The 14,207-nt window shown below is 63.7% G+C and carries 14 protein-coding genes and 2 tRNA genes; 8 read left to right on the forward strand and 8 right to left on the reverse strand.

Annotated features, from left to right (window positions below; genetic code table 11):
• Positions 1-66: 66 nt before the first annotated feature.
• Positions 67-972: an alpha/beta hydrolase gene (locus G5C50_RS19465; RefSeq protein WP_165072036.1), complete on the reverse strand. Its 906-nt coding sequence runs from the start codon at positions 970-972 to the stop codon at positions 67-69.
• Between the two features lie 295 nt (positions 973-1,267).
• Between G5C50_RS19465 and lpxA the strand changes: the two genes are divergently transcribed.
• A complete protein-coding gene (gene lpxA / locus G5C50_RS19470) occupies positions 1,268-2,092 on the forward strand; it encodes an acyl-ACP--UDP-N-acetylglucosamine O-acyltransferase (protein ID WP_165072038.1) in 825 nt (274 codons plus the stop codon).
• On the opposite strand, the gene G5C50_RS19475 is transcribed toward lpxA, so the two are convergent.
• The gene (locus tag G5C50_RS19475; RefSeq protein WP_165072040.1) at positions 2,085-2,399 is read right to left on the reverse strand and encodes a hypothetical protein; all 315 of its coding nucleotides are present in this window, start codon (positions 2,397-2,399) and stop codon (positions 2,085-2,087) included. The two genes, lpxA and G5C50_RS19475, sit on opposite strands and share 8 nt — an antisense overlap.
• Positions 2,400-2,639: 240 nt before the next feature.
• Here G5C50_RS19475 and G5C50_RS19480 point away from each other — a divergent pair, with 240 nt between their 5' ends.
• The 6 genes from G5C50_RS19480 (at position 2,640) to G5C50_RS19505 (ending at position 6,942) form a co-directional block, all read left to right on the forward strand.
• Positions 2,640-3,239, forward strand: a complete 600-nt coding sequence (locus tag G5C50_RS19480) for a hypothetical protein (protein ID WP_165072042.1) — start codon at positions 2,640-2,642, stop codon at positions 3,237-3,239.
• Between the two features lie 48 nt (positions 3,240-3,287).
• Complete coding sequence (locus tag G5C50_RS19485; RefSeq protein WP_165072044.1) at positions 3,288-3,800, forward strand: anti-sigma factor family protein; 513 nt, start codon at positions 3,288-3,290, stop codon at positions 3,798-3,800.
• Positions 3,797-4,861, forward strand: a complete 1,065-nt coding sequence (locus G5C50_RS19490; RefSeq protein WP_165072046.1) for a hypothetical protein — start codon at positions 3,797-3,799, stop codon at positions 4,859-4,861. Before G5C50_RS19485 ends, G5C50_RS19490 begins: the two co-directional genes overlap by 4 nt.
• 4 nt (positions 4,862-4,865) lie before the next feature.
• Positions 4,866-6,041 (forward strand): bifunctional diaminohydroxyphosphoribosylaminopyrimidine deaminase/5-amino-6-(5-phosphoribosylamino)uracil reductase RibD, encoded by a 1,176-nt coding sequence (ribD, locus tag G5C50_RS19495; protein ID WP_240907269.1) that lies wholly within the window; start codon positions 4,866-4,868, stop codon positions 6,039-6,041.
• 91 nt (positions 6,042-6,132) lie between these two features.
• Positions 6,133-6,807 carry a redox-sensing transcriptional repressor Rex gene (locus tag G5C50_RS19500; protein WP_240907276.1) on the forward strand — a complete coding sequence of 225 codons (675 nt, stop codon included), beginning with the start codon at positions 6,133-6,135 and terminating at the stop codon, positions 6,805-6,807.
• A gap of 64 nt (positions 6,808-6,871) precedes the next feature.
• Positions 6,872-6,942: transfer RNA gene (locus G5C50_RS19505), tRNA-Gln, on the forward strand.
• A 5-nt stretch (positions 6,943-6,947) separates the two neighbouring features.
• Here G5C50_RS19505 and G5C50_RS19510 read toward each other — a convergent pair.
• The 6 genes from G5C50_RS19510 to G5C50_RS19535 form a co-directional block, all read right to left on the reverse strand.
• On the reverse strand, positions 6,948-8,531 hold the full coding sequence (locus G5C50_RS19510; RefSeq protein WP_165072048.1) for a response regulator: 1,584 nt from the start codon (positions 8,529-8,531) through the stop codon (positions 6,948-6,950).
• Entirely contained in the window at positions 8,528-9,106 is a 579-nt protein-coding gene (locus tag G5C50_RS19515; protein WP_165072050.1) for a chemotaxis protein CheB, read from the reverse strand. Before G5C50_RS19515 ends, G5C50_RS19510 begins: the two co-directional genes overlap by 4 nt.
• Entirely contained in the window at positions 9,103-9,930 is an 828-nt protein-coding gene (locus G5C50_RS19520) for a CheR family methyltransferase (RefSeq protein WP_165072052.1), read from the reverse strand. Before G5C50_RS19520 ends, G5C50_RS19515 begins: the two co-directional genes overlap by 4 nt.
• A gap of 71 nt (positions 9,931-10,001) precedes the next feature.
• Positions 10,002-10,910 (reverse strand): M24 family metallopeptidase, encoded by a 909-nt coding sequence (locus G5C50_RS19525; protein ID WP_240907277.1) that lies wholly within the window; start codon positions 10,908-10,910, stop codon positions 10,002-10,004.
• A 764-nt stretch (positions 10,911-11,674) separates the two neighbouring features.
• Positions 11,675-12,244, reverse strand: coding sequence for a PEP-CTERM sorting domain-containing protein (locus G5C50_RS19530; protein ID WP_165072055.1), 570 nt, complete (start codon positions 12,242-12,244; stop codon positions 11,675-11,677).
• A gap of 856 nt (positions 12,245-13,100) precedes the next feature.
• Positions 13,101-13,169, reverse strand: a tRNA-Met gene (locus G5C50_RS19535).
• Positions 13,170-13,246: 77 nt separating this feature from the next.
• On the opposite strand from G5C50_RS19535, the gene G5C50_RS19540 reads away from it, so the two are divergent.
• Positions 13,247-14,191 carry a tyrosine-type recombinase/integrase gene (locus G5C50_RS19540; protein ID WP_165072057.1) on the forward strand — a complete coding sequence of 315 codons (945 nt, stop codon included), beginning with the start codon at positions 13,247-13,249 and terminating at the stop codon, positions 14,189-14,191.
• Positions 14,192-14,207 lie beyond the last annotated feature (16 nt).

Consider the following 14,207-nt stretch of genomic DNA (forward strand, 5'->3'; position numbering starts at 1 on the left):
TGAACGCAATCGCATAACCGAGGCCGACTCCTCCAACCGGGGGAGTCGGCCTCGGTCGCGCGCGGATCAGGGAGCCAAATGCCTACGGAAAAACTGGCCAACCTGCTCTACATAGTTCTCCGGGTCGGTCTCATAGGCTTTGACGTGTTCGACGCCGGGCAAGATCGTGGTCGCGCAAGCCGCCCCAAGAGATCGGCTCAGTGAAAGGGCCTGTTCAACGGGGACGATCGAGTCCGACTCGCCGTGGATCAGAAACACCGGCCGGTTCCCCCATGCCGACGCCGCCTCGGTCGGGACGAGTTCTTCCGCACGAAGGCCGTACAGCATTCGTGCGCAGGCGAGGATTCCCGGGTTGAACCATCGGGGAAGTCCGCTGTGCAAGGGGAGTTGCGTGTCGAGCAGGCCGGGGAGGTCGCCGTAAGGGCTGTCCACCACGGCGGTCCGAATCGACGGATTGTCGGCCGCCTCCAGGAGCAGCGTCGCGGCTCCCATCGAGTAGCCCAGCCAGCCGATCCGGTTCTCGGCGTATCCCATGCGCCGGGCCCATGCGAGAACGGCCCGTAAATCCAGGCGCTCTTGAATTCCCAGAGTCAGCCGCGACGGGTCGCTTTCGCCGTGGCCGCGGAAGTCGAAGAGCAAGACGTCGAATCCCAGCGTGTGGAGATCGCGGCCGAGTTCGGCCACCTCCAGTCGGCTGTTCCACATCCCATGGACGAGCACGATCAACGGCTGCCGCTCGCCCGACGTCAACCGCCAGCCGCGCAAGGTGAGGCCGTCCTGGGTTCGAGTCGACCAGGGTTCGGCGTCGTCGCTGAGTCGGCAGACGTCGACGTCCAGAAGGTGATTCGTCGGTCTCGTCAGCCGCTCGGCCGTGATCCAGCAGATCGATATGTAGAGACTGATCAGGAGTAGCACCGTTGCGGGGACCACGGTGACGAAGATTCGTCTCCGCAAGCTCTTCGCCGTCGCCATATCAGTCCCTCCGTGCATGACTCCGGTCTGAGGGTGCGACGCGGGCCGACTCGCGCTTAAGCCTAACGGCGACACAACTTGCAAGCCAGGCGAATCCATCGGCGCCAGGCTCGTGGGGGCGTCGCAGTTCGGATTCCCGGACTTCCAGAAATCGGGTACGTTTCCACCCTCACTTCGCGAGGCGTCGTCACGCCCGGTGCATTTATATCAAGGCCTACAACTCCGACGACCGATGATGACGGTGGTCGACGCAATGCGATGGGACTTGGTGGACGCCGAGGAGCAGGAGGCGGGCATGGCGCTGATCGAATCGGAATTGGTTCATGCAACGGCTATCATCGACCCTGAGGCCGTCCTCGCGCCGGACGTCCAGGTCGGCCCCTACGCCATAATCGAGGGGCCTGTCCGCATCGGAGCCGGATGCGTCATCGAGGCCCACGCCTGTCTCAGCGGGCCGTTGACGATGGGGCGGAACAACTTTGTGGGGCATGGCGCCGTGCTGGGCAAGAGCCCTCAGCATCGCGGTTACCGCGACGAGCCCACGAGTGTCCGGATTGGTAGCCACAACGTCTTCCGCGAATTCGTCACGGTTCACCGCGGCACGGTGCAGGGGAATGGCCAGACGATCATCGGCGACCATAACCTGTTCATGTGCAGTTCCCACCTTGGCCACGACGTCCAGGTCGCCGACGGTTGCACGATCGTCAACAATGCGCTGATCGCGGGGCACGCGGTTCTGTTCGACGCCTGCATCCTGTCCGGCAACACGGCCGTCCAGCAGCGAGTTCGCGTGGGACGCCTGGCGATGCTCGGCGGGATGGGGGCCTCCTCGAAGGACATCCCTCCCTTCGTGCTCCAGCAGGGCTACAACTGCGTGACCGGGCTCAACCTTGTGGGGCTCCGTCGCGCCGGGGTCACGAATCAGGCGATCAACGCCCTTCGGCAGGCCTACCGGATCCTCTATCGCGAGGGACGCCCGATCTCCGCGGCCCTGGAGCGAATCGGCCAGGACCTTGGCGAGTTCGCCGAGGTCGCCGAGTTCGTCGAGTTCATCCGCGAATCCAAAATCGGGATCAACCCGGCTCGCTCCAGCGATCGCGAGAACTACGACGTCAGTTGACTCCGCCCGTCGGCCGTCGCCGCGGCCGTTCGGCCTCGCCGGGGGCCTGACTGGACTCGATCCGGCTTCGGATTCGGGCGAGCTCCTGGTCATCCAGCTCGCCCTCGAGTCGGGCTTGCTGGAAGGCCTCCATCAGCTCGTCCTTGGTGGCCGGATCGAGTTCCTCGTGGGCTTCCTCCCACGAGCGATAGGCCCAGACGGCGGCGACTGCCATCGCCACCACCAGTCCCGCCAGCCCCGCGTAGTAGTAGGACGGGGTCGCGGCTTGCGTCCCTAAAGTCGACGCCGCAAGAATCCAGTTGGCCACGGCCTTTCCTCCTCGTCGAGATCAGCTTGCGCCGACCTGGGCGGTCGATCTTCCTGTTTCGAGGAATCACCCCTGCTTGTCCAGCCGGCGAGTCCGATTATACTAGAGAGAAGCCCTGGCGCGGGGGCCCTTGCGCCTCACGCGGGGTTCGACTCCGGCCTGGTCCGGCCGTTGGTCGATTACGGAACTTCAGGAAGAGGATTCGCACGGTCCGTCGACCCGAAGGAATAGAGGTGCCCCATGGTTCACCCTCGACATCGCCGGTTCGCCCTGCTGCTCCTGGTGTTGGGGGCGGCTCTCGTCCCCACGTCAACCCGAGCGCAGAGCACCTTCGGAAACATCTCGGCCGACCCGTTCGCATTCTACTACGCCTACTATCTGCCCAACCAGCAGATGCAGGCGATGAGGCCTCGCCCCGACGACTCCATCAACCAGGCGGTCCAGCAGCGCCAGTACTACGCTGCCTCGCAAAAGCCGTCGCTCTACGATCCGATCTCTCCGTATACCTCGGAGCCCTACGACCCGACCAAGCCCTACTCTCGCGACAAGAGCAGGGAACGGGTCGCGAATCCCTACCGGTTCGCCACCAATCCGTCGAACGCCAACGGGACTGGGCCGTCGCTCTACTATGGTAGGGCCTCGCAGTATTTCCCCACGATGCGAGCGGGTTTCGGTCCGAATTCAAGCGTCCCGTCCGGCTCCCGTCGTCTTGGCGGCGGTGGACGCCCTCAGGTCTCCGGGTTCAGTGCGATCCCCGGCGGCGCTGGGGCCACCAACGCGGGCATGGGCGGCATGGGTGGGTTCGGCGGCATGGGCGGCGGGATGGGCTTCCCAGGCTGACGGCCTGGGGCGCCGTGGACGACGCCTTTCGCATCTGAGAGCCGCAGCATGAGTTCAGGCCATGACCAGCAACGCCTACGGCCCGAAGACCGGGCCAACCTCGTCGCGTACATCGACGGCGAGTTGACGGAAGCCGAGTCTCGCAACCTCTCGACCAAGCTGACGCACAGTCCGACCGCTCGGCGAGAGGTTGACCTGCTCAAGAAGACCTGGGACGCTCTCGACAAATTGGAGCGGCCCCAGGTCTCTGAGCAGTTCCACGATCGAACGCTCACGTACATTCGGTCCCTCGAAGTCAAGAAGGCGACGCGTTTCGCGCCCCTTGCGGCGCCAGCCGCCGCCATCCTGAAGTTGGCGGCGTGCGTCCTGCTCGCCGGAGCGGCTGGGGTTGGCGGCTATCTCGCGGCGTGCAATCTGTGGCCCGATCCTGACGCCCGAGTGATTCGCGACTTGACGCTGGCCGAGCACCTGGACGAATACCTGGAGGTCGGTGGTTTCGAGATGCTCGACGCCCTCAAGAACTCTCCCGATTTCGGCACCAACCGCGCGAGTGTTCCATGAGCGGCGAAGCCAGGGATTCCATCCCGTTCCGTCTCGCTGCAATGGCTCTGGGCTTCGTTGTGGTGGTGCTCGTGGGGGCGTCGAACCTTGAGCTTGATCGCTCGTGGTTTTTGCGCAAGTCCCCGGCCGAGCGTGATCGGCTTCGCGAATCTCTTCGTCGCTTCGACATGATGCTGAACAACGACGAGCAACGCGCCGTCCGCTCGATCGATGAACGGCTCAACAATCTGCCCGAAGACGAGCGCGACGATTATCTGATCGTCCTTCGCCGCTACCACAACTGGTTGAAGAGCCTCCCTGAACGCGACCGAGACGCCCTGCTGGCCATGCCCGCGGACGTGCGGCTCAAGCGAATCCAGGAGCTGACGGCCAAGTATCCACCTCCCGGCGGCGGCTCAAACGCGTCGCTGGACTTCATCCAGATCGGCGGCACCGGTGCGTTCGAGGTGGCGGCGCTCTGCAAGGTCTGGCTGTCGTTGAATGCGACCGAGCGCGCTCGAATCGACGGGATGACCGCGGGGGTCCGTAAGGACGAACTCATCAAGAAGCGGAAAGAACTCAAGATCCCTCGGGAATTGAAGCCCGCCGACTTCGACGAGGACCACTGGATCGCCGAGACCGAGACGCGCTTCCGCGAACTTCGCGGCTTGAACGTCGGTCCCAAGGACTGGTTGAGCAAGATCGAGAGCAAACTCGAGCAGGCCGAGGCCAACACGCCTGAGAACACCACGCGGCCCCGGCCCTATCTCCACCGGTTCGCCGTCAACCTGTACGTCCAGGAACACAAGCTCCAACACCCGGTGGATCCGACTCGACTGGCGCAGTTCTTCGACGCCGTTCCGCCATGGATCCGTTCGACGTTCGTTCCCTTCTCCGGAGACGACGTCCGCCGTCGGCTGTCCATCCTCTACCGGATCCTCTATCCGTATCCCGAGGAATTCCGCGCGCTCGGTCCGCCCCAGCCGGTGCAGCCGCCGAAGCCTTCGACGCCGGCCACGCAGTCCAAGGCGGCGCCTACGCCGCCGCCGGCTCCCAAACCGGCCAACCAGGCTCCTTTCTAACGCCATGCAAGCTGATTTGGAGACCGGCGATCCTGACATGCTCTGGATGACGCGGGCCGTGCGCGAGGCGGTTCGCGGTCGGGGGGCCGTCGAGCCTAACCCGATGGTCGGGGCCGCCGTGGTCCGCGACGGGCAGTTGGTCTCCGTTGGACATCATCGCCGGTTCGGGGGGCCACATGCGGAAGTCGATGCGCTGGAGGAGGCCGGCGCAGCGGCGCGGGGAGCGACGCTCTACGTCACTCTCGAACCTTGCTGCCATCAGGGTAAGACGCCTCCTTGTACGGACGCGATCCTCCGCGCCGGGATTGCACGAGTCGTCGCCGCTCATCGAGATCCCTTCCCGAAGGTCGCCGGCGGTGGATTCGCCCGTCTACGCGACGCCGGCATTGAGGTCAGGGTCGGTGTCGGTCAGGAACAGGCCATCGACCTGAATCGGCCCTATTTGAAGCGAGTGGTCACCGGCCTCCCCTACGTCATCGCCAAATGGGCCATGACGCTGGACGGAAAAACGGCCGTGGCCGGAGGCGACAGCCGCTGGATCTCCTCGGCGGAGTCACGGGCTCTGGTCCACAAGGTTCGCGGGTGTATGGACGCGATCCTCATCGGCGTCGGGACCGCGATCACCGACGACCCGCAACTGACCGTCCGTCCGCCCGGCCCGAGGACTCCGACGCGAATCGTTCTCGACTCCCACTGTCGGCTTCCCGTCGACTCGGTCCTCGTCCGCACCGCTCGCGAGACGCCCACGCTCGTCGTAACCGGGGCTTCGGCCGACGTTGAGGCGATCGACCGACTCCGCGGCCTGGGATGCGAGGTGCTTTCGTTCCCCAACGTCGAGCGTCCGCCCGTGGGTGAACTTCTCGCCGAACTTGGCTCACGAGGAATGACGAACGTCCTCGTCGAGGGGGGAGGGACCGTCATGGGGGCGTTCTTCGAGGCGGGAGCGGTCGACGAGGTGGACGTGTTCATCGCGCCCTTGATCGAGGGAGGCGATCACCCCCGGACCGCGGTTCGAGGCGTGGGACGCACCTTGATGGAGCAGGCCATGCGCCTGAACAACGTCCGAAGGACGATCACAACCCCTGACGTTCGCATCCAGGGGGAAACTCATGCCGTCTGGCGGGATGAGGTCCAAAGGATTCTGGGGAGTCCGCCAGAAGGCGAGGCCAAGCCGGCTTGACCCCGATAGGGGATAAGCCCTAGAATCTCCAAAGGCGATGGCATGGATTTTGCCAAAGTGTCGGGTCAGTCTTCTCTCGGAGATGCACCTCGTGGATTCCTCACGAAACGGGCATCCCAATGCGAAGCCGGCCCCGAAGGCCGTGGTCGGTCGCGTAAGCCTTTACCTTCGTCAGCTTGAGACGCTCCAGCGTCAGGGGCAGACGAAGACATCCAGCGACCAGCTCGGCGAGCCGTTCGGAATCAAGAACGCCCAGGTTCGGAAGGATCTCGCATTCTTCGGCCAGTTTGGGCGGCCCGGCATCGGCTACCACATCGACGACCTCATCCTCGTTCTGCGTAGGATTCTGGGGGTCGACAAGGACTGGCCTCTGCTGCTGGTGGGGCTCGGCAATCTCGGCCGGGCGCTGCTGCGTTACCGGGGCTTTCAGTCCCGGCGCTTCCACATCGTCGCGATCTTCGACTCCGACCCGAAGAAGATCGGTCAGACTCACCAGGGGATCGTCGTCGAGCCGCTGGACGCCATCCGCAAAAGCGTTGCCACGCATAAGGCCGCGCTCGCGCTTCTCTGCGTTCCGGCCGATTCCGCGCAGCGCGTGGCGGAGTTGATGATCGCCGCCGGGGTGCGCGGCATCCTCAATTTCGCACCGGTACCTCTGGCCGTTCCGCCTCACGTGAGCGTGGTCGCCGTGGATCTGAGCATCCAGCTCGAGAACCTGGCCTACAAGGTTCAGGGCTCGCTCGACGGCGTCTCGTGGGCGGGATGAGGTCGCCGCGGCGACCGACTCGTCTTCCCGAACGCCTCGGCCGTCGCTAGAATGCCTGGACGATTACCCGGTGGTGAAACGGTATCACAACAGGTTTTGGTCCTGTTTTTCCAGGTTCGAATCCTGGCCGGGTAGCTTCTTCACGGCGATCGCACCTCCGCCAGGAGGGCCGTGAGTTGGTCGAAGTCGACCGGTTTGGTGAAGTGATGATCGAAGCCCGCCTGCCGGGCGCGTGTGCGATCGGTCTCTTGCCCATAGCCGGTGACGGCGATGAGCGTGACGGCCTTGCACCCTTGGTCCTCACGGAGCTTGCCGGCGACTTCGTAGCCGTTCATGCCCGGGAGGCCGATGTCGAGCAGCACGACGTCGGGCTGACGCTCGCGCGCCGTCGCCACCGCCGCCGGGCCGTCGCCGGCGACGACCACTTCATATCCGTGAAGTTGGAGTAGACGCGACATTCCCCAGGCTGTGTCGGCGTTGTCGTCGACGACCAGAACGACCAACCCGCCCCGATTGACGCCGGACGGAGCCTCGCCGTTCGACGTGATCGACTCGGGAGTATTCTGGGAGAGGGGGAGTCGAATCGTGAACGTACTGCCGTGACCCAGTCCTGGACTCTCCGCCTCAATCGTCCCGCCGTGTAATTCGACGAGCGATTTGACGAGCGTCAGGCCGATTCCCAGGCCTCCCTCGGATCGCGCGATCGAGCGGTCTCCCTGCGCGAACAACTCGAACATCCGCGGAAGCTGTTCGGGAGCGATGCCAAGGCCGGTGTCCTTCACTCGGATGACGAGTTCCGGCGTCTCGACTTGCGTCGAGAGGCGGATCTGCGAACCATCCTCGGAATACTTGGCGGCGTTGGTCAGGAGATTGACGACGATCTGTTCAAGTCGGGTCGCATCAACGTCGACCTGGGCGTCGCCGTGCGCCATCTCGACTTTCAGGACGTGTCCTCGTTCCTCGACCAGCGGCGCAACCGCCGCCAGTGCCTGATTCAGAATCGGCTCCGGATTCAGGGTCTGCTTTTGCACGCGGATCTTGCCGTGGTTGATCCGCGAGACGTCCAACAAATCGTCGATCAGGCGTGAGAACGTTTTCATTTGGTTCTCAATCACCTGCCGGGCCCACTCGTGGTGTTCCAGACGGTCGCTGCGCTTCCAGACCTGAACGGCGTTCGAGGTCGCGGAGAGGGGGTTCCTCAACTCGTGGGCGAGCATCGCCAGGAACTCGTCCTTGAGTCGGTCGGCGTTCTTGAGAGCCGCGGCGTGCAGGCGCGTTTCCGCGAGCAAGCGGGCGTTCTCCGTGAGTGCGGCCTTCAATTCGTCCCGTTGGCGGGCCAACTCGAAGAAGACGTCGACCTTGCTTCGTAAGACGTCGGGCTCCAGAGGCTTTCCCAGGAAGTCGACGGCTCCCGCCCCATAGCCGCGGAATCGTCGCTTCTGGTCCGCGACCCCGGCCGTGAGGAAGATGATCGGTACGCGCCGCGTTCGCTCGGCCCCACGCATCAGTTCGGCCAGTTCGAAGCCGTCCATCCCTGGCATCTGAACGTCCACCAGGGCCAGCGCCACCTCGTGTTTCAGGAGAAGTTCCAGGGCTTCGGCGCCGGATCGGGCCGACAGGAGGACGAGACCGTCACGGCGCAGCAAGGCTTCAAGGGCCGTGAGATTCTCCTCACGGTCGTCGACCATCAGGAAGTAGACCGGGGCGTGGGACGCGTCGTTCATCTCGATTCCACCATATCACGAAGGGCCGCGGCGATCTCCGCGAGGTCGAGCGCGAGAGCCTTGGGGCATGCGGCCAGTGCGGACGTCGGCATGGTCTGGGCGAGGGCGGTGTCCGGGCGCTGCACCATGCCGACGCCTCCGGCGTTCATGATCGCTCGCAAACCGCGTGCGCCGTCGCTGTTCGCGCCGGAGAGAATCACCCCCGCCAACCCGGGGCCGTAGGTTTCCGCCGCGGTCTCGAACAGCACGTCGATCGAGGGGCGTGAGAAGAGGACGGGCTCCTCGCCGGAGAGCGACAGCCGGCGGTCGGGCTCGACCATAAGATGATAGTCAGGAGGCGCGAGGTAAACGGTTCCAGGCTCGGCGGGTTCCTTGTCCTCGGCCTCTCGGACGCTCAATCGACAGCGGTCTCCCAGGAGACCGGCCATGAGGCTCTTGCGGTCGGGAGGAAGGTGGACGACCACGAGAATGGGGAGAGGGAAATCGGGCGGCAGAGCCGGCAGCACGACCGACAAGGCCTCCAACGCGCCGGCCGACGCTCCGACCGCCACGGCCTCAAGCTGCGGTCGAGTCATCGGTCGCCTCGCTTCCGGTAGATCCGCTCTTCTCGGTCGAATTCCTCGAAGGACTCGGCGTGCTCGGTGAACCTCAGACTCTCTCTGGCGCCGAGGCCCAGAAATCCCTTGTGAGACAGCGAGTCGTGGAACAGGCCGATCGCTCGGTTTTGAAGCTCGCGGTCGAAGTAGATGAGGACGTTTCGACAGGAGACGAACTGAACCTCGGCGAACACCTCGTCCGCCGCGAGGCTGTGGTCCGAGAAGACGGCTCGCCGGCGCAGGCTCTTGTCGAACACGGCTCCGCCGTAAGCCGCCGTATAGTAGTCGGACAGCGACGACTTGCCGCCCGACTTGCGATGGTTCTCCGTGAACAGCGGGATGCGATCGAGATCGTAGACCCCGGCCTCGGCCTTGCGGAGCGCCTCGGGATTGATGTCCGTGCCGTAGATCATCGTCCGATCCTCGACTCCCTCCTCACGGAACAGGATCGCCAGCGAATAAACCTCCTCGCCGGTCGAGCACCCCGCAACCCAGACCTTCAGCGAGGGGTAGGTCCTGAGGTAAGGAACGACCTGCTCCCGGACGGCCCGAAAGTACGCGGGGTCCCGGAATAACTCGCTGACCTGGACCGTCAGGTACGAGAGCAAGGTGGGAAAGACCGACGAGTCGTGCAGAACGCAGTCCTGCAATTGAGAGAACGTTCGACACCCGAGTCGCTCGCGCGCCTGCCGGAGGCGACGCCTGAGCGAAGCGATCGAATAGCCCCGGAAGTCGTAATGATACTTCCGTAGGACGGCTTCTAACAGGAGCCGAAACTCAATGTCCTCAACAGTTTCAGGCACGATCAGCGGCCTTCCTCGCCGAATAGCAGTCCCTTGATTCAACCTCGATCCGATCCAAAGGACCCTGGTGGTCAGCTACGGATCGGGACGACCGCTTGCTGAAGTCCCCCTGTTACGTGGACCACCTTCCGGGCGTCGATGAAAACGTTGATCTCGCTTCGGATTCCGAACTCCTCGAAGTAGATTCCGGGCTCGATCGAGAAACACGTCCGAGGAAGGACCAGTCGCTCCTCGTGGGTTTCTAGGTTATCCATATGCGCCCCATTGCCGTGGACCTCCTGCCCGATGCTGTGCCCTGTCCGGTGCGTAAAGTGCGATTCGTAGCCGGCTTGCTGAATGACCGAACGGGCGGCGTCGTCGACCTCGAAGCTCTGGAGCGGTCGACCTGCGGCGTAAGCCTCTCGTACGCAGGCCACGGCCGCGTCACGGGAGTCGGCGACGATCCGGAAGATCGCTTCGTATTTCTCAGGGACAGTTGATCCAACGAACCCCACGCGGGTCAAGTCGCTGTAGATCGATCGAGGCTTCTTAAGCTTGCCCCAGAGATCGATCAGAACGAAATCACCCTCTCGGATGACTCCATCGCCGCCAGCGCCAGGCTCGTAGTGAGGGTCGCCGCTGTGGGGACCGACCGAGACATTGGGGGGGCTGTATGTGGTCAGGTCATTCTTTTCGAAGTGGTCGAGGATCGCCGCCTGCACCTCGGTTTCACGAACCGTCCCGCCATTTCGCGTCCTGTCGGCGATAAATCTCCAGGCGAGGTCGAACGAGGTGGTGGTCACCCTCTCCGCGTCGAGGTGCATCTGCAACTGTTCGTCATCCAGGGCCGCCTCATAGAGCTGAATCAGATCGCCCGAGGAAACGACATCGACACCTAGCTTGCGCACAGCTTCGATCGTACCGCCGTCAACCCTCGATATGTAAGGATTCGAAAGATCCGGCGCGTATTCCATGGCGATGCGACGATTGCGGCCGATCATGCTGGCCAGCCCCTCCTCCAGGCCGGCCCAGGATCGGTAGATGATCCGTTCGCCCGGAAGATGGTCCAGAGCCTTGGGCTCGATGGCATGCACCAGCTTTTGGGGTTCGCCGGAAGCTGGGATTAGATAGAAGAAGCGACGGGAGCCGGCGGGCTTGTCATCCAGTCCCAGAACGCGACGGGCCGGGCCGTTGAGTCCTCGAAAGTCATACATGAGCCAGGCATTGAAGCCGAATTCCTTGAGGCTCTCCTGGATCGACGGGAGATCGAACATGACAGGCTCCTGAGACGATGAAGTCGGCGAGACGAAACGGCTTGCAACTCACCCGGTCGTTCTTGGCCGTCACTCTAATGGATCAAAACCAGGCTCGCCAAGAGCCCTGAAGTTGATCGCATAGGACGAGCCAGGACGTGAAGTCGCCAGGCGTTGGTCCACCACTCGGTCGGAGCCCCATCACTCTGAAGAGGCGACCTGATATCGGGGAATCCCATACTGGCGCTGGGAGTCGCTGGTTTTTAGGTCTAATTAATGGGCGTTCGTTCAGGCCGGGAGAGCCGAGAAAATTGGGCAGGAAGTTCGCGATCGGAAGACTAACCGCGGTTATCCGCCTGACTCTTTTACAGTTCTGCTCACGAAGCGCGCACAGGAGAGTTCGCCAGAGTCGGTTCTCTTAATGAATTCGGTCGTCTTCAAACGAACAGAGCGTCCGATCCATGGGGATCGGACGCTCTTGGATTTTCAGGTCGATCAGGCTCTCAGGCCAGTCACTTGGCGAAGCGCTTCCGAAGGCCGAAGAGGCCGGCGGCGGCGACGCCGATCCCGGCCAGGGCGATCGAGCTCGGTTCGGGCACGGGAACAGCCAGCAGCGAGCCCGAGCCGGAGACCAGGCTGCCCGGATCGGTGGAGGTCGCCTGGAACTGCATCGTGAGGATCACGTCGGTGGGATCAAACCCAGCGATGGACGGAGCGATCTTACCCTTCAAGGTCAGGTAAAGGGTGGTCGAGGTGGCGCTGGTGATCGAGATGCTGGTGGACGTGAAGACGCCCTTGCCGTCGATCGTCAGGGTGTAGGGGCCGGCGCCAGGAGCGGTGAACGGGGAGGTTCCGGCGCTGACCGTCGTCGCCCCGGAGAAGAAGGTGCCGCTGGTGGCGGTCACCACGCCGCCGGTGGCACCGGTGACGGTGATCGGGCTCGTGGTGAAGTTGGACGAACTCATCGTGATGTTGGTGGTGAAGCTGAAGGCCAACTGACCGCTGATCAGCGCGGCCTGGCTGGACGAGCTGGCAGCAACCAGCAGGGCCGCGGCCATCAGCGTGCGGTGAAGCTTGAACACGCAAGGTCTCCTTTTGCTCTTCTCGAGGGTGACGGTCGGAAACGAGAACGAATCGACCTGCTATTCCGAACAAGTGACGTAAGCTAACGAATCGGGACATCGGAAGTCAAGTGTCTCGGCCCCATTCCTGGAGGGGGGCTGAGAGAGTCTCGTCGGGTGTTGATTCATGGAAACATTTCAGGCTCGACGAGTGGTTTCTGGGGTCTTCTCCGTCATACCGCCGCTTCGACTTCCGGCGGGAGACGCTGTCTCAAAATCGCATACGAACTGATTTGAGGACTGAGAGGGCCCCTGGGCGGCACAGCAAAAAGCGCGCCGTTCTCCTTTTGCTCAAGCTCTCCATGGCGGCCAACCAGTTTTACAATGCGTCACCTATATCGACGAAAGCGATTCGATCACCGTCGTTCTGAGACGCATTGCGTGGAGGAGCGAGCGGCTGGTTCCACTGATGAAGGCGCGTGGGGTCACCGTCCGAGTTAAGGGCCGCGCCGTGACTTGGTTTGCGGTCGGCATTCCTGCTCAGGGTGCCGTGGATGGCTTCCAACTCATTGAGCCAGGGGGAGACACACTCATCGGTGATGTGGCCGAATCCCTTTGAGCGGGCCGGCAGGCACGTGTCGACCGGAAAGAGTCGACCGGGGGGCAAGGGCGGACTGACAACCAGGGTTCGGCCGGGACATCCACGGCCATCGCATCCCTGGGCTGCAAGCTCAGGCTGACGTCTGGCTATCGCCGCTCCGCAGTACTCGGCCCGACCGACTGCCGAGTCTTGAGTTTCTGGCCGGAACCGCAGGCGGATGGAGAGGCCGCAGCAGGGATTCCAGAACAGGGAGGGGAAGAGTGGGGAAGGGGAAACTACCGGGGTGGGGACTCGAACCCCAGACCTGCGGATTATGAGTCCGCTGCTCGACTGAAGAGCGGCGGCTGTCAGATCCGCCGCTCTGACCGTCGTAGGGTACCGTGAGTTGATCACAACTCATTGCCTTACAACGGGTAACAGTCATGCGGCCTGTATCGATCACACGGTTTCGCGCCGAAATCGACACGCTCTACTCGCCCCCTCGGCGGGCCAAGGCGACGCGTAAGCAGATCGCCCAGGTTCTTCGGGAGTTCGCCGAGCTGCCGGGCGTCAAACGCACGTCCGACCTGAATCCGGCGACGATAGCCCGGTGGATGGACGCGCATCCCGGGCGGACCGTCGTGCGGACGAAGTCGCTGCTGGCCACTTTCCGAGCCGCGTGCAAGTACGCGGTCTCGCAGAACTACATCTCCACCAACCCGTTCGACTTCTGGAAGCCGAACGAGTGGATCCGCGACGACGCCGAAGACCGGCCCCGGTCGACTCGGCCCGTCCGGCACAAGTCGGCCGCCGACCTCGGTCGCGTCCTCGACCAGGCCGACCGCGAGGCTGTGCGGGGTTGGGAGCAACGTCGGCTGCAGGCGCTGGTGTACACCTATGCATTCACCGGCATGCGGGCCGGCGAGGCGATGCACCTGTACGTCTCGGAGATCGACCTCGACGCCCGGGTTTTGCAGATCGCGGCCAAGCCCGGTTGGCGGCCCAAGACGCTCAAGAGCGCCAAGCCGATCCCAATCGCCCCGCCGCTGGCCGAGGTCCTGGCGAACTGGCTCCCCCACACCGGATCGGCCTGGGCGTTCCCGACGCGCAAGCTCGACCGGCCCTGGACGACCGGCGGTCCCGGCTACCGTCCGCTCGACGCGGTCAAGGAACTGGGTCGGCGAGCCGGGGTCGAGGGGCTGACGATCCTGGGCTTCCGCAAGTCGATCGGCACCCTCGCGAAAGCGATGGGCATCAGCCAGCTCGAGCGGAAAGACCTGCTAAGGCATACCTCGGTCGAGACCGGGGATTACTACGACGAGGACGATCTCGACCTCCTCAAGGCGACGATCGCCAAGATCCATTACCCCCGCCATCAGGCGGGATGAACCGACGCGCGCCCCG

Source organism: Paludisphaera rhizosphaerae (genome assembly GCF_011065895.1).
GTDB lineage: Bacteria > Planctomycetota > Planctomycetia > Isosphaerales > Isosphaeraceae > Paludisphaera > Paludisphaera rhizosphaerae.

Coding starts and splice junctions, on each gene's coding strand:
- G5C50_RS19485 (WP_165072044.1), top strand. CDS start 3,288: ATGAGTTCAGGCCATGACCAGCAACGCCTACGGCCCGAAGACCGGGCC.
- G5C50_RS19540 (WP_165072057.1), top strand. CDS start 13,247: ATGCGGCCTGTATCGATCACACGGTTTCGCGCCGAAATCGACACGCTC.
- G5C50_RS19510 (WP_165072048.1), bottom strand. CDS start 8,531: ATGAACGACGCGTCCCACGCCCCGGTCTACTTCCTGATGGTCGACGAC.
- G5C50_RS19525 (WP_240907277.1), bottom strand. CDS start 10,910: ATGATCGGCCGCAATCGTCGCATCGCCATGGAATACGCGCCGGATCTT.
- G5C50_RS19515 (WP_165072050.1), bottom strand. CDS start 9,106: ATGACTCGACCGCAGCTTGAGGCCGTGGCGGTCGGAGCGTCGGCCGGC.
- ribD (WP_240907269.1), top strand. CDS start 4,866: ATGCAAGCTGATTTGGAGACCGGCGATCCTGACATGCTCTGGATGACG.
- G5C50_RS19480 (WP_165072042.1), top strand. CDS start 2,640: ATGGTTCACCCTCGACATCGCCGGTTCGCCCTGCTGCTCCTGGTGTTG.
- G5C50_RS19490 (WP_165072046.1), top strand. CDS start 3,797: ATGAGCGGCGAAGCCAGGGATTCCATCCCGTTCCGTCTCGCTGCAATG.
- G5C50_RS19465 (WP_165072036.1), bottom strand. CDS start 972: ATGGCGACGGCGAAGAGCTTGCGGAGACGAATCTTCGTCACCGTGGTC.
- lpxA (WP_165072038.1), top strand. CDS start 1,268: ATGGCGCTGATCGAATCGGAATTGGTTCATGCAACGGCTATCATCGAC.